The organism is Motilibacter aurantiacus (assembly GCF_011250645.1).
In the GTDB taxonomy this organism is placed as follows: Bacteria; Actinomycetota; Actinomycetes; order Motilibacterales; family Motilibacteraceae; genus Motilibacter_A; species Motilibacter_A aurantiacus.
On the sequence record NZ_JAANNO010000010.1, the window covers coordinates 23,158 to 47,036 of the forward strand.

Below are 23,879 nucleotides of genomic sequence, written 5' to 3' on the forward strand. Positions count from 1 at the left end.
CGCTAGCCGACGAAGATGCAGAACGGGTGGCCCGCCGGGTCGGCGTAGACGTACAGCGGCTCGTCGATGTCGGCCGCCCGGTCGAGCAGCAGGCGGGCGCCCAGGGTCAGGGCCCGCTTGTGCTGCACGAGCAGCTCCGAGCCGGACGGCACGGTGAGGTCGAGGTGGAGCTGCTGCGGCACCTCGCCCTCGGGCCACGTGGCGCGGGGCAGGCGCGGCACCTGTTGGAAGGCGAGCCGGACGCCGGCCCCGACGAGGACGAGCCAGTCCGCGTCGTCGGGCTCCCCCTCCGCCGGTGGCTCGTCCCCGGGCCGGTAGCGCAGCCCCAGCAGCTGGCGGTAGAACTCGGCGAGCGCCCGGGCGTCCTCGCAGTCGAGGACGGTCGACTGCAGGGTCGGGACGCTCTGCTCGGGGGTCGGCTGCGCGCTCACTCGGCACCTCCACGTCGTCGTCGACAGGGCCATGCTGGCGTACGCACCCCGCCGGCGTCACGGGCTGCCGGCCGACAGGGCGCGGCCGGTCAGCGGGCTGCCTCGTAGACGAGCTTGGTGACGCCGTTCCCGTAGGTCTCGGACTCGCGCACCCGGAGCAGCTGCTTGTCCTTGTCCGCGGTGCTGAACAGCCGCTTGCCGGCGCCGAGAAGCACCGGGAAGACGAGCAGGTGGTAGCGGTCGACGAGGCCCGCGTCGGTCAGCGAGCGGGCCAGGGTCGCGCTGCCGTGCACTGCGATCGGGCCGCCCTCGGTCTCCTTGAGCGCCGCCACGTCGTCGAGCGAGCGCAGGATCGTCGCCGGCCAGCGCTCGTCATCCTCGTCCAGCGTGGTCGAGACGACGTAGCGCGGCATCGCGTTGTAGCCGGCGAACTCCTCGGTCATCGTCGGCCACACCGGCGCGAACGCCTCGTAGCTCACCCGGCCGAGGAGCAGTGCGGTCGTCTCCTCCTGTTCGCGTCCCTTGATCTCGTACGCCGCCTCGTCGAACTCGATGTCCTGGAAGGTCCAGCCGCTGTTCCGGTATCCGGGCTCACCGCCGGGGGCCTCGACGACGCCGTCGAGCGACATGAAAGCGGTGACGATGAGGGTTCGCACGGTTCTCCTCCGCATTCTGCGTCCGCGCAATCGGCGCGCGGCTCCGGGAGGCACTGTCTCGCATTCGCCCCTGGCGCCGCACCCGCCGGCCCCCGGTCGGCGCGCGTGCGCGGGAGACGCGCTCGCAGCGCACCCCGGCACGGCACCGAAAGATTTGCGTAAGGACCGAGCCCGGTGACCGCGCACCTGGCGACCACTAGCGTTCGGGTCCTGAGGGCCGATACGGCCCGAGGAGCGGGAGGCCGGCCGGGGCCTGCGCATTGCGCGGGAATTCTCCGGTCGCACAACCGAGGTTGAGCCACGCCGAGGGGGCGGCGTGTGCCTGCCGGGCCGACCGGCTCGATCGTGAGCTTCCCGCTGCGGATGCGCTATCGCTCACCGGAAGGCAGAGATCGATGTCCAGAATTCTGACGCGAACGGCAGCCCTGGGGTCGGCCGCCGCACTGGCCGGTGCGGCCGTGGTGGGGTCGGCAGCACCGGCCCATGCTGCGCCGGACGTCATGGGAACGACGCTCACGGCGAAGGCGGGGGTGATGTTCGGGGCGTCCCTGGCGACCGTCTCGTCCTACTCCGGCCCCCGCGCCGGGATGTCGGCGCTGATCCACTGGGGCGACGACACGATGACGACGGCCGGCACCCTCGCGGGCCCGGCTGGCGCGCCGGGCGTGTTCGGGGCCCACCGCTACACCGCGCCCGGCACGTACACGGTGTCGGTCCTCGTCGCCGACGCGTCCGGCGTACGGGCGGTGACGTCCACGGTCACGGTCGGCTGACCCCCCTCAGCCCACCGCCGAGCAGGCCGTGGAGGCTCTCCCCGCCGAGAGCCGCGAGGGGCGGCTCTCCCGTCCGGGAGAGCCGCCCCTCGCTGAAGGTCGTGCTGGAGCTGGGCTTCTCAGAAGTCCATCTCGCCGCCACCGGGGGCAGCCGCGGCAGCGGCCTTCTCCGGCTTGTCGGCGATGACGGCCTCGGTCGTGAGGAACAGGCCCGCGATCGAGGCGGCGTTCTGCAGCGCCGAGCGCGTCACCTTGGCCGGGTCGATGATGCCCTCGGCGACCAGGTCGACGTACTCGCCGGTCGCGGCGTTGAGGCCGTGGCCCGACTCGAGGTTGCGCACCTTCTCCGCCACGACGCCGCCCTCGAGGCCGGCGTTGACCGCGATCTGCTTCAGCGGGGCCTCGAGTGCCGACTTGACGATGAGCGCGCCCGTGAGCTCGTCACCCTCGAGGTCGAGCTTCTCGAACGCGACGACACCGGCCTGGATGAGGGCCACGCCACCACCGGCGACGATGCCCTCCTCGACGGCGGCCTTGGCGTTGCGGACCGCGTCCTCGATGCGGTGCTTGCGCTCCTTGAGCTCGACCTCGGTGGCCGCGCCCGCCTTGATGACGGCGACGCCGCCCGCGAGCTTGGCGAGGCGCTCCTGGAGCTTCTCGCGGTCGTAGTCGGAGTCGCTGCGCTCGATCTCCTGGCGGATCTGGTTGACCCGGCCGGCGATCTGGTCGGCGTCGCCCGCACCCTCGACGATCGTGGTCTCGTCCTTGGTGACGACGACCTTGCGCGCGCGGCCGAGCAGCTCGATGCCGGCGTTCTCCAGCTTGAGGCCGACCTCCTCGCTGATGACCTCGCCACCGGTGAGGATCGCGATGTCGGCGAGCATCGCCTTGCGCCGGTCACCGAAGCCCGGCGCCTTGACGGCGACGGAGCGGAACGTGCCGCGGATCTTGTTGACGACGAGCGTCGCGAGGGCCTCGCCCTCGACGTCCTCGGCGATGATCGCGAGCGGCTTGCCGCCCTGCATGACCTTCTCCAGCAGCGGGAGCAGGTCCTTGACCGCCGAGATCTTCGAGTTGACGACGAGCACGTACGGGTCGTCGAGGACGGCCTCCATGCGCTCGGGGTCCGTCACGAAGTACGGGGAGATGTAGCCCTTGTCGAAGCGCATGCCCTCGGTGAGCTCGAGCTCGAGCCCGAAGGTGTTGCTCTCCTCGACGGTGATGACACCTTCCTTGCCGACCTTGTCCATCGCCTCGGCGATGAGCTCGCCGATCTGCGGGTCGGCGGCCGAGATGGAGGCCGTGGAAGCGATCTGCTCCTTGGTCTCGACGTCCTTGGCCTGGTTCAGCAGCTGCTCGCTGACGAGGCCGACGGCCTTGTCGATGCCGCGCTTGAGGGCGATCGGGTTGGAGCCCGCGGCGACGTTGCGCAGGCCCTCGCGGACGAGAGCCTGAGCGAGGACGGTCGCCGTCGTCGTGCCGTCACCGGCGACGTCGTCGGTCTTCTTCGCGACCTCCTTGACGAGCTCGGCCCCGATCTTCTCGTACGGGTCCTCGAGCTCGATCTCCTTGGCGATCGAGACACCGTCGTTCGTGATCGTGGGGGCGCCCCACTTCTTCTCGAGGACGACGTTGCGGCCCTTGGGGCCGAGCGTCACCTTGACCGCGTCGGCGAGCTGGTTCATGCCCCGCTCGAGCCCGCGGCGAGCCTCTTCGTTGAAAGAGATGATCTTGGCCATGCGGTACAGGTCCTCCCGGATGAGGGTGGGTGCCCGCGGCGAGACGATGCCCGCGACGGAGGGCTTCGCGCGCTAGCGCTCGGCCTCATCGCCTCTGAGCCGCGTGATGTTCGGTTCTGTCACTCACTACTGCAGAGTGCTAACGACATGATTAGCACTCTGCCCGCCCGAGTGCAAGCCTGCCGGGCCCCGGCACCTCCCCCGGGAGCAGGCCACGGGCGTCGTGCTCGTCCCGCCCGGGGTGCACCCGAGGGTTGGCCGCGGCACCGGAAGGCACACTGGAGGCGATGTCGCAGTACAGCAGCCCCGACCACGGCCCGCAGCAGCCGGCGAACCGGCCGCACCGGCCGCTGCCCTTGCCCGCCCCCGGCCTCTGGCTGCCCGCGCCCGACGCCGACCCGGTGGCCAAGCGCGAGCGGGCGTACGCGACGGCGAGCGCGCTGCTCGCCGCCGGCCGCGACGACCCGGGCCTGGCTGCGGAGCTGGTCCGGCTCGACGAGACGCTCGGGCTGGACGCGCTGCGCGAGCTGTGGGCCGAGCCGGAGGAGGACGGCCTGCCGGCCGCGCTCTGGTCGCTCTACCTGCTGCGCGCCTGGCTGACCCGCCAGTCGGCCGAGGCGGCCCGCATCTACCGCTCCGGGCGCGGCCACGCCCCCGTGGCGGACGCGGTGTCGGGCGTGCCGGAGACGCCGACGGCCGAGGACCTGGCCGCGGTCGGGGACGCCGTCGTGACCACCGCGCTGCGGGGCGACCCGCCGGCCGCCATGGAGCGCGCGGCCGCCGTGCACCGGGTCGTGGCGTGCGGCCGGTTCGCGGTGAGCGAGGTGGGCGACGACGAGGAGGCCCGCAAGCACGAGGCGCGGCTCGCCGAGGGCAACCTGCGCGCGGCCGCCCGGCTGGAGACCGCCGCGGCGGCCTGGCGGGCGGGTGCCCACCCGGGGGCGGCGACGGGCCCGGAGGACGCCGACGGCGCCGGCGCCCCTCGGCCCTAGGGACGCGCGCAGGCCGGGCCCGCGCGCCCTAGTCGATCAGCCCGCGCCGCCGCGCGAGGTAGGCCGCTTCGTTGCGCGTCGCGGCCTGCAGCTTCGCCATGGCGTTCGAGACGTGCACGCTGACGGTCTTGGCGCTGATGAACAGCCGCTGCCCGACCTCCCGGTTGGTGAGCCCCCGGCCGACCAGCGCGAGCACCTCGACCTCGCGGGCGGTCAGCCGCTCCGGGTCGTCCGCGGCCTGGGCCACGGCCCCGGCCGCCTCCAGCTCGCGGCGCAGCGGCTCCGCGCCCAGCCGGCGGGCGACGGCGAGCGCGTCGGAGGCGCAGGCCGCCGCCTCCTCGATACGCCCGTCGGCGCGCAGGGCTAGGGCCAGGCGGGCACGCGCCCGCGCCGTCTCCGGCACGTGCCCGAAGGCCGCGAGCGCGTCGACCGCCTCCTGCCAGGACGCCACGAGGGCGCCTGCCCCGGCCTCGGGGCGACCCGCGGCGTGCTGCAGCCGCTGGTGCTCGGCGCGCGCCCGGGCGAGCCAGGCGACGCTCTCGGGGCCGAACCGGGTCGCGGCAGCGGCGGCCTCCTCCACCTGCGCGAGCACGTCCCGCCCGGCGCGCGCCAGCCGCTCGCGCTCCCGGGGCGTGGCCGCCGCGGCCGCGGCGTACTGGCCGAGCAGCAGGGCCCCGAGGCGGATGCGGGCGCTGAAGAGCCGGGTGCCGATCATGGGCTCCACGGCGTCGACGAACTCCTCGTGCAGTGCGGTCGCCGCGTCCGGCCCGGCGGCGGGCCCCACCAGGTCGATTCCGGCAGCGGCGAGGTTGATGCCGGTGAGGATGTCGGTGTGCCACCACGGGCGCAGCCGGTCCAGGACCGCCGGCCCCGCCGGGTCTCCCCGTCCCGCGAGCACCATGAGCGAGACCGACTCCAGGACCGCTCGGGCCAGCGCCGGAGGCTGCTCGTCCTCGACGTCGGTGACCCGCAGCACGGCGTCCCAGTCCCCGCGGGCGTAGGCGACCAGCCCGGCCATGACACGGCTGTCGAGGCCGTACGGCGCCCACGGCCGGTGCATCTCGCGCGCGCGCCCGGCCGCCAGCAGGTACGCCTCCTGCGCCTCGTCCAGCCGCCCGCTCTCGTAGAGCACCAGCCCCAGGCTGTGGGCGCTGCGCAGCTCCGCGACCGCGTCACCGGCGTCGCGCCCCTCCGCGACGCTGCGGCGCAGCGCCGCCTCGACCTGGGCCCCGGCGGGCAGCTGGGCGAGGCGGGCGAGCGTGGTCGTCGCGTCGGCGAGGACGGCCGGCAGCCGCAGCCGGACCGCCAGGTCCGCCGCCTCGCGGGCCCACCGCGCGCCGTCCTCGTCCCGGCCCCAGTCCACGGCGGCGATCGCGTGCGTGGCGAGCAGGCGGGCCCGCAGCTCCCCCGGCTCGGCGGCCGGCGCGAGCCGGAGGGCGCGGCTGGTGACGCTGAGCGCGTCGAAGGGCGCGTCGAGCATCAGCGCGGTGCGGGCCGTGGCGTGCAGGAGCAGGGCGAGGCGCTCGTCGTCGAGGCCGGCCCGCGGCGCGGCGACCGCGTCCTGCAGGAGTGCGACGGCGCGGTGCAGCAGTCCGGCGGCGACGGCGCTCTCGGCGGTCCGCAGCACCAGGTCGGCCCAGACGGCCGGCGACTCGCGCTCCGGGTGCTCGGCGAGCAGCTGCAGGACGTTCTCGAAGTGGCGCGTCGCCTCGGCCGGGCCTCCGGCGGCCATCGCCTCGTCGCCCGCGCGCGTCCCCGCCTCGATCGCCGTGGCCGCATCGCCCGCCCCGTGGGCGTGCCGGGCCAGCTCGGCCGCGGCCCCCGGCCCGGTGCGCTCGCGCAGTACCGCGACGTAGCCCCGGTGCCAGCGCACCCGCTCGCCCGGCAGCAGGTCCTCGTAGACGGCCTCGGCGAGGAGCGCGTGCCGGAAGGCGTAGCCGTCGCGCTCGGCGACCACGAGGTTGGCGTCCAGCGCCTGCCGGAGCGCGGCCTCGAGCGCCGGCCCGTCGCCCCCCGGCGTCGCACCGCTCGCGGTCAGAGCAGCGGCCAGCAGCGCGTGGCCCACGTGCGGGCCGCCGACGGACATGGCCCGCAGCACGGTGCGGGTCGCCTCGTCGAGCTGGTCCAGCCGGAGCAGGAGCAGGTCGACGAGGTCCGCTGACAGGTCGCGCTCGCCCGCCCGCGCGGCCGCGACCAGCTCCTCGACGAAGAACGGGTTGCCCTCGGCCCGCGCGACGATGCGCTCCACGAGCTCGGCGTCGGCCGCCCCGGGCGCCAGCTCGTGCACGAGGCGCCGGGCCGCGGCGGCCGGCAGCGGGCGCAGCACGAAGCGGGCCACCCGGTCCAGCCGCGACCACTGGAGCACGTCCTGGCGCAGCGGGTGCCGGCGGTGCAGGTCGTCCGTGCGGTAGGTCACCAGCACCGTCACGCGGGCGTACGCGGTGCGCGGCAGCAGGTAGCTGAGCAGCTCACGCGTGGAGGTGTCGGCCCAGTGGGCGTCCTCGACGACCAGCAGCAGGGGGGCCTCGGCCGACAGCTGCTCGAGCGCTGACCACACCGCCTCGAAGAGCTCGGCTCGTGCATCGGCTCCCGAGGGCGCGCGCGCCGGGCCGGCCGCGTGCCCGGGCAGCAGGCGGCCGAGCACCGGCCAGCGCTCGAGCAGGCCCCCGACGGCGGCGGCCGGCAGCCGCCCCAGAGCCTCCGAGACCGGCAGGTAGGGCAGGGCGTTGCCGCCGAGATCGATGCAGTGGCCCTGGAGCACGGTCCGGCCGGCGTGCAGGGCCGCGCTGCGCAGCTCGGCCGTGAGCCGGGTCTTGCCGACTCCGGCCTCCCCGCCGAGCAGGACGGCGGCCCCGGGCTCCCGGCGGTCCGCCGCCCCCGCGGCGTGCGTGGCCGCTTCGGGCCCGGTGGCCTCGACGGCCTGCGTGGGCCGCGTCGCCCGAGCAGCCTCCGGGCCGAGGCCGAGCAGGGCGGACAGCTCGGCCAGCTCGGCGTCGCGGCCCACCAGCGGGGCCGGGCCGCGCGCGCCGGCAGGCGTCCGGGGGCCGTTCAGCACAGGCACGGCCTCATCCTGCCCAGAGGCAGCGACGAGCCGCGGCCCCTGCCCGCCACCGGGTCGGGCCGCAGCCCCTGGCCCTGCCGTCCGGGGCGGGCCGGGGCGGGCGGCACGCAGCGCGGCCCGGCAGTCCACGAGGACGTGCCGGGCCGGGCCTGGGTGGTGCGGAGGGGGTCGGCTCCCCGTGGCTCCCGACCTGCCCGGCGAGCTCGGGTGACCGGTCGGGGACCACGGACGGTTGCGCCTGCTCGCGCAGGAGCCGCCACGGCAGGTCAGACCACGCGGACCTTGTCGGCCTGCGGGCCCTTGCTGCCCTGGGTGATCTCGAACTCGACGCGCGCGTTCTCCTCGAGCGTCTTGAAGCCGGGCATGTCGATCGCGCTGTAATGCACGAAAACGTCCGCTCCACCGTCGACGGCGATGAAGCCGTAGCCCTTCTCGCCGTTGAACCACTTGACGGTGCCCTGAGGCATTGCCACTCCCTGTGCTGTGCCTTCACAGGACCCGCGGTGTTGCGAGCCCCGGGTCGACACTTCCGCTGACCGCTGGCGCAGGGCTGGACGAGGTGGACGACCGGCGCGAACTCTAGTGACGTTACGACCCCGTGACCATCCCTCTAGAGCAACGTCTACAAGCTGTCACGCGCGCGCAACGAGCGGCTAGCAGCCTCCGGCAACGGCCGGGATGACGGAGACCGAAGCGCCCGCAGGAGTGGGCGTCGCAAGACCTTCCGCAAATCGGACATCCTCGTCACCGACGTAGACGTTGACGAAGCGCCGGAGGTTGCCCGCGTCATCGAGCACGCGGCCCTTGAGGCCCGGGTAGCTCTTGTCCAGCGTCTCGAGCAGGTCGGCCAGCGTGGCGCCCTCGCCCGGGTCCGCGGTCACCTCGGCCGCACCGTCGGTGTAGGTGCGCAGGATGGTCGGGATACGGACACTCACGCTCATGCGAGGCCTGCCTTCTGGAACGCGTCGTAGGACGGGGCGATGGTCGCGGTCGGGCCGACCACGGGGGCGACGGCGTCGAGGGTCTTCAGCCCGTCGCCGGTGTTGAGCAGGACGGTCTCGGCGTCGGGGTCGAGCAGGCCCTCGGCCAGCAGCTTCTTGGCCACCGCGAGGGTGACGCCGCCCGCGGTCTCGGCGAAGATGCCCTCGGTGCGCGCGAGCTGGCGGATGCCCTCCACGACCTCCTCGTCGCTGACGTCCGCGATGGCCCCGCCGGTGCGGCGGACGACGTCGAGCGCGTAGGGGCCGTCGGCCGGGTTGCCGATGGCGAGGGACTTGGCGATGGTGTCGGGGCGGACCGGCTTGACGATGTCGGCCCCGGCGCGGAAGGCCTGGGCGACCGGCGAGCACCCCGTCGCCTGGGCACCGAAGACCTTGTACGGCGTGGGCTCCACGAGCCCGGCCTTGCCCAGCTCGGTGAAGCCCTTGTCCACCTTGGTCAGCAGCGAGCCGGACGCCACCGGTGCCACGACCTGCTCGGGCAGGTGCCAGCCGAGCTGCTCGGCGACCTCGTAGCCGACCGTCTTCGAGCCCTCCGCGTAGTACGGCCGGAGGTTGATGTTGACGAAGCCCCAGGGCTGGTCGCCCGCGACCTCGCTGCAGAGCCGGTTGACGTCGTCGTAGTTGCCCTCGACCGCGACGAGCGTGCCGCCGTAGACGGCCGTGGTCACGGTCTTGCCGGCCTCGAGGTTGGACGGGACGAAGACCACCGAGCGCAGCCCCGCCCGAGCGGCGGCCGCCGCGACGGCGTTCGCCAGGTTGCCGGTGGAGGCGCAGCCGACCGTGGTGAAGCCCAGCTGGCGGGCGGCCGACAGGGCGACCGCGACGACCCGGTCCTTGAACGAGTGGGTCGGGTTGCCCGAGTCGTCCTTCACCCACAGCGAGCGGACGCCGAGCTCCCGGGCGAGGTTGTCGGCCTTGACGAGCTTGGTCCAACCGGGCTGGAGGCCGGGGTGCGCGGCGACGTCGGCCGGGACCGGCAGCAGGTCGCGGTAGCGCCAGATCGACTGCGGGCCGGACTCGATGCGCTCGCGGGTCAGCCGAGGCACGTCGTAGAGCACCTCGAGCGGGCCGAAGCACTCCTCGCAGGCGTAGGCAGCGCCGAGCTCGAAGCGGGTGCCGCACTCGCGACAGGACAGCGCGACGGCGTTGCCGAAAGCGGTGGCGCTGGGCGCAGGGGCGTTCAGGAGCGTCATGAAGCGAGGCCTCTCCTCATCTTCGCCTGGCGGACGTTCCGCAGGCCGGAGTTGGCACCTACTGCGCAGCGGGCCTCGCGATCACGAGACGCTGCCAGGGTTGCCGGGACGTCGACGGGCCGTTCCCTCAGTCCCTCTGGATGAGCTGTGTTCAGTTGTTGTGCGGCAGCCATCGTAGACGATCGCCGACGACCCCGGCAGGCGGGTGAGCGGCATCACGCGCCGCTCACGCGGTCCCGAAGTACGTCTCCTCCACCCCGGCGCCCTGCCGGACCACCCGGACCGCGGTGGCTCCGAGGGCCGTCCAGGTCTTGGGGCCGACAACTCCATCGGCCACGAGGCCGCGCTCCTTCTGGAAACCGCGCACCTTCTTCTCCAGGGCTGCGTTGAAGTTGCCCGAGACCGGCACGCCGAGCCGGCGCTGCAGGGCGCTGACCCCCGCGCCGCGGTCGCCACGGCCGAGGACCAGCCCGCGGTACGGCGCGAGGTCGCTCGCCGCGACCGTGACCGCCCCGTGCATGCGGGCGCAGGTGACGTCGGAGTCACGGACGCTGTCGTACCACTGGGCGATCATGACCGGGCCGCCGGAGAAGGACGGGGTGTCGCACATCGCCTCGGCGGCGGCCCGGCCACGGCGGCCGGCCGTCGCCCACACCGGCAGCGCCGAGCGCATGCCGCCGGTGATCTCCCTCCAGCCGTTGGCGTAGGAGTAGAACCCGACGCCGTACCCGGCGTCCTGCAGCGCCTTGACCGCGCCCGCGATCACCGCCCGGTTGCCGGCCTGGTCCGTGCGCGGCCAGTTCTGCACCCGGCGCGGCTCGATGTCCAGCCAGACGAACGGGACCTGCGCGCTGCGCTTGCCCAGCGTCGCCGCCGACCACTTGCCCTGCGCGTACCCGGCGTTGGAGAGCCGGCCGAGCCGGGTCGACGCGTCGTACGGCCCGCTCCCCCCGCTCGCGGCCAGCTGCCCCTTGGTGGGGTAGGCGGCGAAGGAGTAGACGGCCAGCCGGGCCGACAGCCGTGCCACGTGGGCCAGCTGGGCGTCCAGGCACGGGTTCTCCTGGAACGGCAGCCCCTTCGTCAGGCCCACGACGACGAAGCCGGCCCCGCGCGAGGGCAGCGGGAGGTCGTACCCGCCCTGCTTCCTCGAGCACTGCGGCCAGGAGACGTCGCCCCCGGTGAGGGTGCCGGCGGCCGTCGCGGCGGGGCGCGCCGGGGACGCGGACGGCCGTGCCTTCTCGGCCTTCTCGGCCTGCTCGGCCTGCTCGGCCTGCTCGGCCTGGGCGTTCGGCAGCGCCACCAGCCCACCGACGACGGCGGAGACCAGAAGCAGCGGGGTCAGGGTCGACAGCCGGCAGGGCAGGCGCACGAGGCGAGCTCCTCGAAGGTGCGGTGGACGCGGGGCTGCCGCGTGCTTCGGCGCGGCGGCGCCCGCTCTTGAGCGGCGTGCGGCCCCTGGTCGGCTCGCGGCCTGGGAACCGTAGCCGACGCGGTGCCCGGTCTGCCCGGCTCGCGCGACGATCGGTCGTAGGCTCGGGCGGTGCCAGCATCGCTGCTCGTCGCCTCCAACCGCGGGCCGCTGTCCTTCGTCCACGACGAGGACGGTGGACTGACCGGACGCCGGGGCGGAGGCGGCCTGGTCTCGGCCTTCACCGGCATCGGGAGCGACGCGCACGCGCTCTGGGTCTGCTGCGCCCTGGGCGACGCCGACCGCCAGGCCGCGACGGCCGCGCCCGGCGGCCGGCTGGACCTCGCCGGCCACGACACGGACGGGCTGCAGGTGCGGATGCTGGCGGACGCCGACGGGATCGACGCCTTCACCTTCGGCCGGGCCTACAACGCCGTCGCCAACTCCACCTTGTGGTTCCTGCACCACCTGCTCTACGCGACCGCGACCACGCCCTGCTTCGACACGGCGTTCACCCGCGAGTGGGAGTCGTTCACGGCGTACAACCGTGCCTTCGCCGCGGCTCTGGCCGAGGACGCCGCGCCGGGGGCGAAGGTCCTCGTGCAGGACTACCACCTCACGCTGACCCCGCGGCAGCTGCGCGAGCTCCGGCCGGACCTGCGCATCGCACACTTCTCGCACACCCCGTGGGCGCCGGTGGACTACTTCCGGCTGCTGCCGGACGCGATCGCCCGGGAGGTGCTGCTCGGCGTGCTCGGTGCCGACCACGCCGGGTTCCTCGCGCCGCGCTGGGTGAGCGCGTTCCTCGACTGCTGCGAGCAGGTCCTGGGGGCCACGGTCGACCGTGGCGGGTGCACCGTGACCTACGCCGGGCGCACCACGCGGGTCGCGGTGCACGCGCTCGGCATCGACCCGGCGGAGCTGCGGCAGCGCTCCCAGCGCCCGGACGTCGCCACCAAGGAGCAGGCGTTGCGGGCGCAGATCGGCGCGTGCAAGGTCGTCGCCCGGGTCGACCGGACCGAGCTGTCGAAGAACATCGTCCGCGGCCTGCTGGCCTACCGTGAGCTGCTTCGTCGGCACCCGGAGTGGCGGCGCCGGGTCGTGCACATCGCGGGGGCGTACCCCTCGCGGCACGACCTGCCCGAGTACCGCGAGTACACGGCCCACGTGCTCCGACTCGCGGACGAGATCGAGGAGGAGTTCGGTGAGCCGGGATGGTCGCCGCTGCTCGTCTCGGTCGAGGACGACTTCGCCCGCTCGCTCGCGACGTACCGCGTGGCGGACGTGCTGCTCGTCAACCCGGTCCGCGACGGGATGAACCTCGTCGCCAAGGAGGGCCCGGCCCTCTCGGACCAGGCCTGCGCGCTCATCCTCTCGACCGAGGCCGGCGCGGCCCACGAGCTCTCCGAGCACGCGCTCATGGTCAACCCGTACGACGTGTCGGCCACCGCCGACGCCCTCCACCGGGCGCTGTCCATGACCCCGGACGAGCGCCGCGAGCGGGCGCGCGGACTGGTCGCCGCCGCGTGCGCGCTGCCGCCGCAGCGGTGGTTCGGCGACCAGGTCGACGCCCTCGACGCCTGACGCGGGAGCCGGCTGGGGCCATCAGCCCAGGGCGAGCGCCAGCCCCTCGAGCCACTGCACGACCCCCGCCGGCCCGTCCACCACGACGTCGGCCCGCCGCGCCAGCTCGACGACCTCGTCGGAGCCGCTGCAGACGAGCAGCCCGGGAACGCCCTCGGCGCGCAGCGCGTCGACCGCGTCGTAGGCCGCCAGGTCGCCGAGGTCGTCGCCGACGAACACCACCGCGGACGGGCCGGGGGCCGCAGCCTCCGCGGCGAGCGTGCGGAGCGCGCCGCCCTTGTCCACGCCGGGGGGCCGCAGCTCGAGCACGTGCCGCCCCGGCTCGACGACCAGCGCGTTGGCCCCCGCGAGCGCGCCGAGCGGCTCGCGCAGCCGGTCCATCGCCGCGGCCGGGTCGGGCGACCGGCGGGTGTGGACGGCGACCGCGCTGCCCTTGTCCTCGAGGTACGCCCCCACCACTCCCAGCTCGGCGAGGAGGGCGGGCAGCGCCGCGCGGGCCACGGCCACTCCGGGCGCCGGCTCGGGGGCCGTCAGCTCGTCGGTCTCCGCGTCCCAGCGCTCGCGCCCGTAGTGGCCGAGCACGGACATCCGCTCGAGCCCCGCCCGGCCCCGGATGCCGGAGTACTCGACCGCGCGCGCGGCCGGCCGGCCCGTGACGATCGCGAGCCGGCCGAGGCGGGGCGCGACGAGCGCGAGCCCGCGCACCGCGCCCGGATGGGCACGGGCGTCCTCCGGGTCCGGGACGATGGGCGCGAGCGTCCCGTCGAAGTCGAGCCCGATCACCGCACGCTCGGGCGCGGCGAGCAGGGCGGCGAGACCCTCCCGGCCGGCGGTCGTGGTGGGGGCCCCGGTGGGTGCGGGCCAGAGGTCAGCGGTCATGGGGCGCTTCCCCTGCGGTCAGGAGGCGAGGACGACGGTCAGCTTGGACGAGGAGAGCGTGCTGAAGCGCGGCCGGACCCGGTCGGGGCCGTCGAGGTCCGCGGCGAGGGCACGAGCCGCGGCCTCGGCGCCGTCGGGGTAGTAGACGGTCGTGGAGGGCACCGTGCCGCGGAAGTTGCCGACGCCGGTGACCGACCAGCCGGCCGCGCGCAGCCGCGCAGCCGTGCCCGCGGCCAGGCCGTTGCGGCCGGTCTGGTTGAGCACGATGACCTGCAGGTCCTGCGGGTCCGCAGCCGACGGCTCCGGCGTCGGTGTGGCCGCGGGCGTGGGCGCGGGCGTGGGCGTGGCGGTGCGCGCCGGGGTCGCGCGGGGCGTACGGGGCGCCCGCGGCGGCGCCGTCCCGGTGCTCGCCTCGCTCGTCGGCTCCGCGTCGGCCGCCTCGTACGTGGAGCCGGCGGACACCGAGTCGTCGGCGCTGCTGGTGTCGACCGCGTCGCGCCCGAGCAACGCCCAGAGCCCGCCGACGATGGCGACGACGGCGAGGACGGCCACGAGCGAGCCGAGCGCGGCGCGCGCGGCCGCGCCGCCACCGCGGTGCGCGCCGTGGCGCGGGCGGGCCAGGGCGTCGGGCTGCTCTCGCGAGGAGGACCTGCTCATGTCGGGTACGAGGCTATGCCGGAGCTGGCCGGCCGGCCGCTACGCCTCGAAGCCGAGCCGGCGCGCCGAGCGCTGCCGCTGCCGGGCCGAGCGCAGCCGGCGCAGGCGCTTGACGAGCATGGGGTCGTGCACGAGCGCCTCGGGGCGGTCGAGCAGCGCGTTGAGCAGCTGGTAGTAGCGGGTGGCCGACATGTCGAACAGCTCGCGGATCGCCTGCTCCTTGGCCCCCGCGTACTTCCACCACTGCCGCTCGAAGGCGAGGATCTCGCACTCGCGCTCGGTGAGCCCCTCGGCCCCGACGGACGTGGCGGCGGACCGACTCGTTGCCCTCGCGGCGTCCATGCGCACTCCCTCGGATACGGCGTCGTCTCCGGGCAGTCTAGCCAGCGAATGACAACGGTGTGGTTCAGCGCCGCGCGCCCCTTTCGGGGGACCCGAGGTCCCGCCGCCGCCCGCCGAGCGCTCCGCTCAGGGCGCGCCCAGCCAGGCCAGCACCGCAAGCACCCGGCGCGAGTCCGCCGCGTCCGGCTGCAGGCCGAGCTTCGTGAACAAGCTGGTCACGTGCTTCTCGACCGCGCCCTCGGAGACGACGAGCCGGTCGGCGATCGCGACGTTGGACCGCCCCTCGGCCATCAACGCGAGCACGTCGCGCTCGCGCGGGGTCAGGGCGGCCAGCCGGTCGACCGAGCGCCGGCGGACCAGCACCTGGGCGACGACCTCGGGGTCGAGCACGGCCTCGCCCGCCGCGACCCGGCGCAGCGCGTCGAGGAAGTCCCCCACGTCCGCGACCCGGTCCTTGAGCAGGTAGCCGACGCCGCGCCCGTCCCCCGACGCCAACAGCTCGGCGGCGTACGTGTCCTCGACGTACTGGGAGAGCACGAGCACCGGCTGCCCCGCGACCCGCTCACGGGCCGCGACGGCGGCACGCAGCCCTTCGTCGGTGTGGGTCGGGGGCATGCGCACGTCGACCACCGCCACGTCCGGGCGGTGCTCCTCGACGGCGGGGACGAGGGAGTCGCCGTCCCCCACCGCCGCCACGACCCGGTGCCCTCCGTCCTCGAGCAGCCGGGTGAGCCCCTCGCGCAGGAGCACGCTGTCCTCGGCGATCACGATGCGCACGGCCCCGGAGCCTAGGGCCACGGCCTTCTGCGTACGCGCCGGCGCTCCCGGACGTGCACGCTCGCTCGAGGGGGGTCAGCCCGCGGAGTACGCGACGAACGACACGGCGATGTAGTGGACGACGAAGGCCACGAGCGTGAAGGCGTGGAAGACCTCGTGGAACCCGAACCAGCGCGGCGAGGGGTCGGGGCGCTTCGCCGCGTAGACCAGGCCACCGACGGTGTAGAAGAGGCCGCCCACGATGAGCAGGACGAGCACCGCGACGCCGCCGTGGCGGAGGATCTCCGGCAGGTAGAACACCGCCACCCAGCCGAGCGCGAGGTAGACCGGGGTGTAGAGCCAGCGCGGCGCGTCGGACCAGAAGACACGGAACACGACGCCGGCCAGCGCGCCCAGCCAGACGATCCAGAGCAGCGTCCTGCCCCCGCCACCGTCGAGCAGCAGCGCCGCGAAGGGCGTGTACGTGCCGGCGATGATCAGGAAGATGTTGGAGTGGTCGAGCCGCTTGAGCACCGCGTGGGCACGCGGCCCCCAGCTCCCGCGGTGGTACGTCGCGCTGACGCCGAACAGCAGGATGGCCGTCAGCGCGAAGACCGAGGTCGCGAGCCGGGCCTCCAGGGTCGGGGAGAAGGCGACGAGGACGAAGCCGGCGACGATCGAGGCCGGGAACGTCCCCAGGTGGAGCCAGCCACGCAGCTTCGGCTTGACGCTGTCGACCGTCTCCCGGACGTTGTCGCGGACCGTGTCGACGGTCTCCCGCACGTTGTCCCGGACGGAGTCGACGGTCTCGCGGACGTTCTCGCGCACGTCGGCCGCCCGGCTCGGGGGGCGCTCGACCGCGCGGGCCTCGACCTGCTTCTGACGCCTGCGCACCCCCTCACTGTAGGAGCAGGAGCCAAGCGAGGGCGAGAGCGGCGGACGCGCCCGGCCGCGTGGGCGGGCCGGGTGCCGATGGCGCCGATGACCGGCCGATCGACGCGTGAGCCTCCACCAGGCGGGCACCAGGGCGGGGACGCAGGCACGCACGGACGGCGAGGAGTGTGACGTGGCGCAGTACGCGTACGACGACGACATCAAGGCAGCCCTGAACGACGTCGACTTCCCCGCGGGCAAGGACGACATCGTGCGCCACGCCGAGCAGGCGGGGGCCACGCAGGAGGTGCTCGCCTCGCTGCGCACGCTGCCGCTCGCCGACTACCGCAGCCTCGACGAGGTGCTCCGGTCCACCCCGGACCGCTGAGCGATGCGCGTGTTCGGGCCGGGCACGGCGCGGGTAGACGCGGCCTCATGACCGAGACACCGTTCTCCCCTGACGAGGCGCCCGACACCGTCGGCCCCGGGGCCGGGTCGGCGCCCGACAACCCCGAGCAGGGGTCGGGCACCGCCCCGGCCGCCCCCGACACCGGCGGCGGCGCGGAGGTCTCCGCAGCGGGCGCACCGGTCGGGTTCACCGCCACCGTCGGCGACGCCGCCCCCGGCACCACGAGCGACCCGGAGGAGGCCCGCGACCTCGCCGCCGGCCCGGGCGCCGGCCCGCCGGACGACTAGGGCCGCTACCTCAGCGGGCCCGCGGTCGACCGACCGCGGGCCCGCTGCGCTCTGCGAGGCCGGCCCTGGGGACGGCGCGGCCGCGCCGTCGGTGCCCTGGGGCAGGCTGGCCCCGTGCCGAACACCGCAGCTCTCGCCCCCGAGTCGCTCGACGCCGCCGCTCGCGAGGTGGTCGGGCGGCTCGCCGGGCCGGCCGCGACGCCGCGCCCCGACCAGGTCGCTGCGGCGTCCGCCCTCGTGGTCGACCGGCGTCGGGCCCTGGTGGTGCAGGCGACCGGCTGGGGCAAGTCCGCGGTCTACCTCATGGCGACGGTCGCCGAGCGGCAGGCGGGCGGGGGCCTCACGCTCGTCGTCTGCCCGCTGCTGTCGTTGATGCGCGACCAGGAGGCGGCCGCGCGGCGGGCGGGTGTCCGCGCTGCCGCGCTGCACTCGGGCAACGTGGACGACTGGCCGGCGATCGAGGCGGCGCTCGCACGCGACGAGGTCGACCTGCTGCTCGTCTCGCCGGAGCGGCTCGCCAACCCCCGTTTCGCCGAGTCGGTCCTGCCCGGGCTGCTGGCCCGCGTCGGGCTCGTCGTGGTCGACGAGGCGCACTGCCTGTCCAGCTGGGGGCACGACTTCCGGCCGGACTACCTGCGCCTGAGCCGTGAGCTGCTCGACCGGGTCCCCGCGGTGCCGGTGCTGGCCACCACCGCGACCGCCAACTCGCGGGTGGTCGACGACGTGGCCGCGCAGCTCGGCGCCGGCACGGTGACCTTCCGCGGCCCGCTGGCGAGGGCGTCGCTGCGGCTGGCCGTCGTCCCCGGGCTCGGGGCGCTGGAGCGCTACGCCTGGGCCGCCGCGGCGCTCGCCGCGCTGCCCGGCTCGGGCATCGTCTACGCGCTCACGGTGGCCGAGACCGAGCGACTGGCCGGGTTCCTGCGGGCGCAGGGCTTCGAGGTGGCGGCGTACTCCTCGAAGCTCGACCCCGACGAGCGCCAGCAGGTGGAGCAGGCGCTGCGCGACAACGCCCTCAAGGCGGTGATCGCGACGTCCGCGCTCGGGATGGGCTTCGACAAGCCTGACCTGGCGTTCGTGCTTCACGTCGGGTCCCCCGCCAGCCCCGTCGACTACTACCAGCAGGTCGGGCGGGCGGGCCGGGGCATCGACGACGCCGTCGCCGTGCTGCTGCCGGCGGCCGAGTCCGACCCGCGCATCTGGGAGCACTTCGCGACCGCGACGATCCCGGACCCGCAGGTCGCCGACCGGGTGCTGGCCGAGCTCGCCGCGACGCAGGACGCGCTCACCGTCCCCGCGCTGGAGGCCTCGACCGGCGTGCGCCGGGGCCGGCTGGAGGCGCTGCTCAAGCTGCTCGCGGTGGACGGCGCGGTGGCGCGCGTCGGCTCCGGCTGGCGGGCCACGGGGGCGGGATGGTCCTTCGACGCCGAGCGCTTCGCCCGGCTGCGCGCCGCCCGTGCGGCCGAGGCCGAGCTCATGAGCCGCTACGCCGCGGGCGCGGGCTGCCTGATGGCGTTCCTGCAGGAGGCGCTGGACGACCCGGGACCGGAGCCCTGCGGGCGGTGCTCGGTGTGCACGGGGACGCTGCCGCCGCCGGGTGCCGACGCCCCCGCCGAGCTGGTGGACGCGGCCCGCCGCCACCTGCGCGGGCGCGACGTCGTCCTCGAGCCGCGCAAGATGTGGCCCTCGCTGCCGGGGCGACGAGGCCGCATCCCGCGGGGGTCGCAGGCCGAGCCCGGCCGAGCCCTGGCGTACGCCGACGACCCGGCGTGGGCGGACGCCCTCGCCGCCCTCGGCGCCGGCGACGGCCCGGTGCCCGCCGAGCTCGCGGACGCGGCGGTGAGCGTGCTGTCGCGCTGGCGGCGCGAGTGGGGCGAGCGCCCCGTCGCGGTCGTGCCGGTGCCGTCGCGGTCGAGGCCGCAGCTGGTCGCCTCGCTGGCCGCGCACATCGGGGCGGTCGGGCGGCTGCCGGTCCTCGACCTGCTCGAGGCGCAGGGGCAGCCGGCTCCGCGTGACGTCGCGTCGGGCGCGCGCGCCGCCGGGGTGCTTGCCGGGCTGCGGCTGCGCCCGGGCGCGGAGCCGCCGGGCGCGCCCGTCCTGCTCGTGGACGACGTGTGGCAGTCCGGGTGGACCGCCACGGTCGCCGCGGCACTGCTGCGGGAGGCGGGCGGCGGCCCCGTCCTGCCCTTGGTGCTTCACCAGCGCCCGTGACCGCGGGGAGCCTGCGGGCGCTGGGAGTCGAGGATGCGGGCGGTGCGGCCGGAGCGCGCTCGCAGGTGCGCGCTCCGGCCCACCGCTTCCGGAGGCGTCCGGCTTCTGGGGGAGGGCCGGCCGCCGATGGCGCCGCGGCGGTCGGACGGGGGTCAGCCGCTGCTGCGCCCCCACCGGGCGGGGTGCCCGCTTCTGACGGGCCCCCGCGGCCCTCGCGCCGACCTGCTGGGGGACGGGGCGGGCGAGCCGGCGGAGTAGACAGGCACGAGGATCTCCTGGGATTGCGGGGTGTTCAGGTCGGCACCCGCTCCGGGCGCCGGTCAGAACTCTGCTCCGGCGGGGGCACGGGATCGACCGTGCTTCCCGGCAGGTCGCAGGTGGGGTCACCACCCCTGTCGGGTGCGGGTGCCTCCCGCCCCGCCGCTCATCCGTGTGCGGGAACCTCGGGGGCTGCGCTGCCGAGGCGGGGAACGGGACGGAAGGGCTGGGCGGGGCGGGGAGCGGGCTTGCGGGTCGCGCGGCCTGCGGAGTAGCTGGGCATGGCTACACAGTGCAGGACCCGGCTTGTCGTCCCCTTGCAACGGGCTTGCGCCCGGCTACCGCGCTCGGCAGCGTCACTTGCGGGCCGCTGCAACACCGCCCACCCACCGCGCGGGCGCCGCTCAGGCTGCGCCCGCAGGCACCGGGCGCGCCCAGGCCTGCGCGATCAGCTCCAGGCTGCGCGCCCGGTCCTCGGCCGAGTGCGCCGACGTGGCGAGCATCAGCTCGTCGGCACCGGTGCGGTCGACCAGCGCGTCCAGCTCGTCGACGACGTGCTCCGCCGTGCCCACCACCGGCTGGCTGGGCCAGCGGGCCAGCAGATCGCGCTCCGCGTCGGTCCAGGGGTACGCCGCGGCCTCCTCCGGGGTCGCGATCGGCCCGGGCCGGCCCGTGCGCAGCTGCAGCAGCATGAGCCGGCCGGGCAGCGCCAGCCGCTCGGCCTCGGCGGCCGTGGGGGCGGCCAGGGCCGAGGCCACCACCATCGCGTGCGGCTGCTGCAGCGCCCGCGAGGGGGTGAACGCGTCGCGGTACAGCGCCAGGGCGGGCTCCGTGTTCTGGGCGGAGAAGTGGTGGGCGAAGGCGAACGGCAGCCCGAGCGCCGCGGCGACCTGGGCGCTGTAGCCGCTCGACCCGAGCAGACACACCTGGGGCGAGGACGTCGCGGCCGGCGTGGCGCTCAAGCGGGTCTGCCGGGGCTCGGCGCGTGTCGGGTCGCCGAGCAGCGCCAGGAGCGTGTCGAGCTCCTGCGGGAAGTCCTCGGCACCGAGGCCTTCGGGCGTGCGCCGCAGCGCCGCCGCGGTCACCGGGTCGGTCCCGGGCGCCCGGCCGATGCCCAGGTCGACCCGGCCAGGGTGCAGCGCCTCGAGGATCGCGAACTGCTCCGCCACCACGAGCGGGGCGTGGTTGGGCAGCATGACACCCCCCGAGCCCAGCCGGATGCGCTCGGTAGCGGCCGCCAGGTGGGCCAGCAGGACCGCCGGGCTGGTGCTCGCCACGCTCGGCGTGTTGTGGTGCTCGGCGACCCAGAAGCGGGCGTACCCCAGCTGCTCGGCCCGCCCCGCCAGCTGCGCGGAGGCGAGGAGGGCGTCGCGGGAGGTCTGCCCGCTGCCGACCGGCGAGAGCTCGAGGACGGAGAGGGGTACGCGGCGCACGGTGCTCACGAACGTGGTGAACGCCCGGGAGAGGGGCTCCGCTTCCTCCGCCGATCGCCGATCTCGGGCTTCCGGGGGATCGGGGCCGTGACTCGGGGGAGAATGTCTCCTGTGACGAACCCCGCGCCGCGGCGCGTACTTCCGGGAAGCCCGTTCAACGTCCCCGCTCCCCCGCCTGCCCCCAAGGTCCTCTTCGAGCCGGGCAACCTCGTGAGCCACGACCGGCACGGCCTCGGCCGCGTCTGCAGCATCGAGAGCGAGGACTCGGTCACCGTCGACTTCGGCGAGGGCCCTCGGCGGGTGACGAACCCGTCCACGCGGCTGACCAGGCTGTGAGACCTCTAGACTGACCGCCGTCGCGCGCCCGCAGGAGCCCCGCCCGGAATTCCTGCGAGCGTCGGTGGTGCGCCCTCGTAGCTCAGGGGATAGAGCAACGGTTTCCTAAACCGTGTGTCGGAGGTTCGAATCCTCTCGGGGGCACAAGCGCGGCAGCGCCGACCGTGCCCTGCTCACCGGCACACGCTGCTCACGGGGACGCCCGGTACCTCGCCTCCACCTCGGCCCGCAGCACCTGCGGGACGGGCTCCAGATGCGGCAGGCCGCCGGCGTCAGGCACCCCTCGGCCGGACATGGCGAACGCCTGCTCCGTGTCGTACGCGCCCCGGGAGTGCTGCGGGTCGCCGAGCAGGCCGGCGTCGGCCAGGTGCTCGAGCTCGTCGAGCGCCGCGCCGACGGCCGCGGCGTAGTGCTCGGCCCGGGTGCGCGCAGCGGCCACGGCGAGCGCCCTGGCCCGGGCCCAGCCCGAGTTGTCCTCGTCAACCTGCCAGGTCAGGCCGTCCAGGGACGCCCCCTCGACCTCGGCCAGCAGGCCGGTGACGACCGGCAGCAGCGCCCAGTCGCGGACGACGACCTCGAGCAGCAGCTCGGCGGTCACCGGGCCGTACGCGATCTCCTGCCCCTGCTGCTCGTCCCAGCGCATGGGCCGGCGCAGGGTGAGCTGTCCGCGGGTGAAGCCGAGCGCCGGCCGCGCTTCCGGCTCGAGCGGCACGCCGCCCCCGGCCCGCAGCAGCTCGACGGCACGCTCGGAGGAGGCGCGCACGGTGGTCAGCGCCGCGCCGTTGTCCGGGCCCTTCCCGGACATCCCCAGCAGGAGACGGGCGGCGTCGGGCGGCACCGCGAGGCGTGCAGAGCCCCGGACGGAGAGCAACGGCATGCGGGCAGCGTAAGGGCCGAAAGGGCCGGGAGGCGGCCACCATGCACATCTGCCATTCGGTACCGGCGAATGTCCGGTGACGCTCGCTGGACAAAGGCTTTCTCTTGACCCCCCGTCCGGTCCACGCCTAGGGTCCGGACGTCGGCGTGCCCGCCCCTTCCGGCACGCGGCACCCCCTCAACGACGAGGAGACGCACGCTGTGAATCACACTCCCGGCTTCCTGCCGGTCGAGCCCAGCACCTCCGCGGCACGCCCGCCGCACGTGCCGTGGAGCCCTCCTCGCGTCGGCCACCGCCGCCGGCACGCGAGCTAGCCGCCCACCCTCGCGTACCCATCTCTCGGCAGCCGGGCCACGTGCCCGATCCCAGGCTGCCGTGCAGCGTCACCGCTTCCGAGTCTCCCCACGAGAACAGGATGATCCTGATGGCTCAGTCTCCGTTCGGCCGCCGCGGCTTCCTCGGCCTGGCCGGTGGCACCGCGCTCGGCGTCGCCTCGACGGCCGCCCTCGGCCCGCTCGCGGGCACGGCCAACGCCGCGCTGGGCGTCGCGGCGCCCGACACCCCCTCCCCCGCGCTGGGCCTTCAGCTCTACAGCGTCCGCAACCTCATCAACAGCCTCGGGTTCCGCGTGGTGTTCGAGGAGCTGGCCCGGCTGGGATTCAAGGAAGTCGAGTTCGCTGGTTACACCCAGGGCAACGCCGGCCCGATCACGATCCCGCAGCTCAAGCAGCTCCTCGAGGACAACGGGCTCAAGGGCGTAGGGAGCCACATCGGCACGAACGCGCTCGTCAACGCGGGGCAGCGCGAGCAGCAGTACGAGACCGCCCGCCAGCTCGGCCTGCCCTACCTCGGCACCGCCGACGACATCCCCGGCGGCAACACGACCGCCGGCATCCAGGCGGCCGCCGACCGCTACAACCAGGCCGCGGAGGTCGCGGCGACGTACGGGCTGAAGATCTACCAGCACAACCACAGCAACGAGTTCGCCTTCACCTCGGACCAGCCGACGGTGCGCCGCTACGACGTGTGGATCAACAGCCTTGACTTCAGCAAGGCCGTCTTCCTCGAGATGGACATCCTCTGGGCCTTCGGCGGCGCCCGGAAGTTCGCGCAGCCCGGCGGCACCAACGGCGTCCCGCTCCCCAACGGCGCCTTCGGGTTCGACCCGGCCGACTACGTCGCGGCCCACCCCGAGCGCTACCACCTGTTCCACGTGAAGGACGGCCGGCCCAACGCGAACCCCGCCCAGGGCAACTCGTACGCCGACGTCGAGATCGGGCTCGGGAACATCCCCTTCCGCGCCTTCTTCGACAAGGTGGGCGCGAAGGCGATGCACCACCCGCTGTGGGAGCAGGACGCGGCCCCCAACACCCCGGCTTCCGCGGGCGGCGCCATGGGCGCGGCGATGCGCAGCTACGAGAACCTGTTCGTGATCCGCACGCTGACGTGGCTCGACGAGCTGCGCGACCAGGTCGATGCGATGGTCGCCGCCGGCCGGGTGAAGGCGGCGGTCGGCGAGGACCTGCAGGGGCGCCTCGCGAACGCCGTCAAGCGCTACGAGGGCGGCCACGAGCAGTCCGCGATGGGCTACCTGGGCCAGTTCATCGCCAAGGTGAACAACCAGGTGCGTGGGGACGAGGAGGCCAAGATGCTCCTCATGGCCAACGCCCAGGTCGTCCTCAACTGGCTGCAGGAGTCCGAGGACAAGGAGAACGGGGTCGACTGA

General features: G+C 74.9%; 23 protein-coding genes, 1 tRNA gene and 1 riboswitch. Of the genes, 9 read left to right on the plus strand and 15 right to left on the minus strand.

The genetic code is table 11. The features are described 5' to 3' along the window. Positions 1 to 2: 2 nt before the first annotated feature. Together G9H72_RS16060 and G9H72_RS16065 are read right to left on the minus strand one after the other, a co-directional pair. Positions 3 to 431: a VOC family protein gene (locus G9H72_RS16060; RefSeq protein WP_331272360.1), complete on the minus strand. Its 429-nt coding sequence runs from the start codon at positions 429 to 431 to the stop codon at positions 3 to 5. 89 nt (positions 432 to 520) lie between these two features. After that, a complete protein-coding gene (locus G9H72_RS16065; protein ID WP_166172919.1) occupies positions 521 to 1,087 on the minus strand; it encodes a dihydrofolate reductase family protein in 567 nt (188 codons plus the stop codon). 395 nt (positions 1,088 to 1,482) lie between these two features. On the opposite strand from G9H72_RS16065, the gene G9H72_RS16070 reads away from it, so the two are divergent. Further along, entirely contained in the window at positions 1,483 to 1,860 is a 378-nt protein-coding gene (locus G9H72_RS16070; RefSeq protein ID WP_166172922.1) for a hypothetical protein, read from the plus strand. 119 nt (positions 1,861 to 1,979) lie between these two features. Here G9H72_RS16070 and groL read toward each other — a convergent pair whose 3' ends face one another. Next, positions 1,980 to 3,599: a chaperonin GroEL gene (gene groL, locus G9H72_RS16075; RefSeq protein WP_166172924.1), complete on the minus strand. Its 1,620-nt coding sequence runs from the start codon at positions 3,597 to 3,599 to the stop codon at positions 1,980 to 1,982. 287 nt (positions 3,600 to 3,886) lie between these two features. On the opposite strand from groL, the gene G9H72_RS16080 reads away from it, so the two are divergent. Further along, positions 3,887 to 4,591 (plus strand): hypothetical protein, encoded by a 705-nt coding sequence (locus tag G9H72_RS16080; protein ID WP_166172926.1) that lies wholly within the window; start codon positions 3,887 to 3,889, stop codon positions 4,589 to 4,591. Positions 4,592 to 4,619: 28 nt separating this feature from the next. Here the strand turns inward: G9H72_RS16080 and G9H72_RS16085 are convergent, their stop codons facing one another. The 5 genes from G9H72_RS16085 to G9H72_RS16105 all read right to left on the minus strand — a co-directional run bounded on the left by G9H72_RS16085 (position 4,620) and on the right by G9H72_RS16105 (position 11,215). Then, the gene (locus G9H72_RS16085; protein ID WP_166172928.1) at positions 4,620 to 7,652 is read right to left on the minus strand and encodes a helix-turn-helix transcriptional regulator; all 3,033 of its coding nucleotides are present in this window, start codon (positions 7,650 to 7,652) and stop codon (positions 4,620 to 4,622) included. Positions 7,653 to 7,918: 266 nt separating this feature from the next. Beyond that, a complete protein-coding gene (locus G9H72_RS16090; protein WP_166172930.1) occupies positions 7,919 to 8,119 on the minus strand; it encodes a cold-shock protein in 201 nt (66 codons plus the stop codon). A gap of 186 nt (positions 8,120 to 8,305) precedes the next feature. Next, complete coding sequence (locus G9H72_RS16095; protein ID WP_166172932.1) at positions 8,306 to 8,593, minus strand: MoaD/ThiS family protein; 288 nt, start codon at positions 8,591 to 8,593, stop codon at positions 8,306 to 8,308. Then, positions 8,590 to 9,846 (minus strand): threonine synthase, encoded by a 1,257-nt coding sequence (gene thrC / locus G9H72_RS16100; protein WP_166172934.1) that lies wholly within the window; start codon positions 9,844 to 9,846, stop codon positions 8,590 to 8,592. The genes G9H72_RS16095 and thrC overlap by 4 nt, the downstream gene beginning before the upstream one ends. Before the next feature lie 13 nt (positions 9,847 to 9,859). Then, positions 9,860 to 9,993: riboswitch (SAM riboswitch) on the minus strand. A 79-nt stretch (positions 9,994 to 10,072) separates the two neighbouring features. Beyond that, complete coding sequence (locus G9H72_RS16105; protein WP_166172936.1) at positions 10,073 to 11,215, minus strand: peptidoglycan-binding protein; 1,143 nt, start codon at positions 11,213 to 11,215, stop codon at positions 10,073 to 10,075. Positions 11,216 to 11,386: 171 nt separating this feature from the next. Between G9H72_RS16105 and G9H72_RS16110 the strand changes: the two genes are divergently transcribed. Next, positions 11,387 to 12,838: an alpha,alpha-trehalose-phosphate synthase (UDP-forming) gene (locus tag G9H72_RS16110; protein ID WP_331272361.1), complete on the plus strand. Its 1,452-nt coding sequence runs from the start codon at positions 11,387 to 11,389 to the stop codon at positions 12,836 to 12,838. 21 nt (positions 12,839 to 12,859) lie between these two features. Here G9H72_RS16110 and otsB read toward each other — a convergent pair whose 3' ends face one another. From otsB to trhA, 5 genes are all read right to left on the minus strand, one after another. Continuing rightward, positions 12,860 to 13,717, minus strand: a complete 858-nt coding sequence (gene otsB / locus G9H72_RS16115; RefSeq protein WP_166172938.1) for a trehalose-phosphatase — start codon at positions 13,715 to 13,717, stop codon at positions 12,860 to 12,862. A gap of 18 nt (positions 13,718 to 13,735) precedes the next feature. Further along, positions 13,736 to 14,374 carry a LytR C-terminal domain-containing protein gene (locus tag G9H72_RS16120; RefSeq protein WP_166172940.1) on the minus strand — a complete coding sequence of 213 codons (639 nt, stop codon included), beginning with the start codon at positions 14,372 to 14,374 and terminating at the stop codon, positions 13,736 to 13,738. 39 nt (positions 14,375 to 14,413) lie between these two features. Further along, positions 14,414 to 14,716 carry a DUF3263 domain-containing protein gene (locus G9H72_RS16125; RefSeq protein WP_166172942.1) on the minus strand — a complete coding sequence of 101 codons (303 nt, stop codon included), beginning with the start codon at positions 14,714 to 14,716 and terminating at the stop codon, positions 14,414 to 14,416. Between the two features lie 126 nt (positions 14,717 to 14,842). Further along, positions 14,843 to 15,493: a response regulator transcription factor gene (locus G9H72_RS23120; protein ID WP_166172944.1), complete on the minus strand. Its 651-nt coding sequence runs from the start codon at positions 15,491 to 15,493 to the stop codon at positions 14,843 to 14,845. A 75-nt stretch (positions 15,494 to 15,568) separates the two neighbouring features. After that, positions 15,569 to 16,255 (minus strand): PAQR family membrane homeostasis protein TrhA, encoded by a 687-nt coding sequence (gene trhA, locus G9H72_RS16135; protein ID WP_407939597.1) that lies wholly within the window; start codon positions 16,253 to 16,255, stop codon positions 15,569 to 15,571. Positions 16,256 to 16,538: 283 nt separating this feature from the next. On the opposite strand from trhA, the gene G9H72_RS16140 reads away from it, so the two are divergent. The 3 genes from G9H72_RS16140 to G9H72_RS16150 all read left to right on the plus strand — a co-directional run bounded on the left by G9H72_RS16140 (position 16,539) and on the right by G9H72_RS16150 (position 19,249). Next, positions 16,539 to 16,733, plus strand: a complete 195-nt coding sequence (locus G9H72_RS16140; protein ID WP_166172948.1) for a DUF2795 domain-containing protein — start codon at positions 16,539 to 16,541, stop codon at positions 16,731 to 16,733. A gap of 47 nt (positions 16,734 to 16,780) precedes the next feature. Next, positions 16,781 to 17,041: a hypothetical protein gene (locus G9H72_RS16145; protein ID WP_166172950.1), complete on the plus strand. Its 261-nt coding sequence runs from the start codon at positions 16,781 to 16,783 to the stop codon at positions 17,039 to 17,041. A 114-nt stretch (positions 17,042 to 17,155) separates the two neighbouring features. Then, on the plus strand, positions 17,156 to 19,249 hold the full coding sequence (locus G9H72_RS16150) for a DEAD/DEAH box helicase (protein WP_166172953.1): 2,094 nt from the start codon (positions 17,156 to 17,158) through the stop codon (positions 19,247 to 19,249). A 662-nt stretch (positions 19,250 to 19,911) separates the two neighbouring features. On the opposite strand, the gene G9H72_RS16155 is transcribed toward G9H72_RS16150, so the two are convergent. Then, a complete protein-coding gene (locus G9H72_RS16155) occupies positions 19,912 to 20,949 on the minus strand; it encodes an LLM class flavin-dependent oxidoreductase (RefSeq protein ID WP_331272363.1) in 1,038 nt (345 codons plus the stop codon). 102 nt (positions 20,950 to 21,051) lie between these two features. Between G9H72_RS16155 and G9H72_RS16160 the strand changes: the two genes are divergently transcribed. Then, the gene (locus tag G9H72_RS16160; RefSeq protein ID WP_231127179.1) at positions 21,052 to 21,276 is read left to right on the plus strand and encodes a hypothetical protein; all 225 of its coding nucleotides are present in this window, start codon (positions 21,052 to 21,054) and stop codon (positions 21,274 to 21,276) included. 71 nt (positions 21,277 to 21,347) lie between these two features. Next, a tRNA-Arg gene (locus G9H72_RS16165) sits at positions 21,348 to 21,420 on the plus strand. A gap of 46 nt (positions 21,421 to 21,466) precedes the next feature. Here G9H72_RS16165 and G9H72_RS16170 read toward each other — a convergent pair. Then, positions 21,467 to 22,153 (minus strand): SIMPL domain-containing protein, encoded by a 687-nt coding sequence (locus G9H72_RS16170; protein WP_166172957.1) that lies wholly within the window; start codon positions 22,151 to 22,153, stop codon positions 21,467 to 21,469. A 424-nt stretch (positions 22,154 to 22,577) separates the two neighbouring features. Between G9H72_RS16170 and G9H72_RS16175 the strand changes: the two genes are divergently transcribed. Next, positions 22,578 to 23,879: a sugar phosphate isomerase/epimerase family protein gene (locus G9H72_RS16175; protein ID WP_166172959.1), complete on the plus strand. Its 1,302-nt coding sequence runs from the start codon at positions 22,578 to 22,580 to the stop codon at positions 23,877 to 23,879.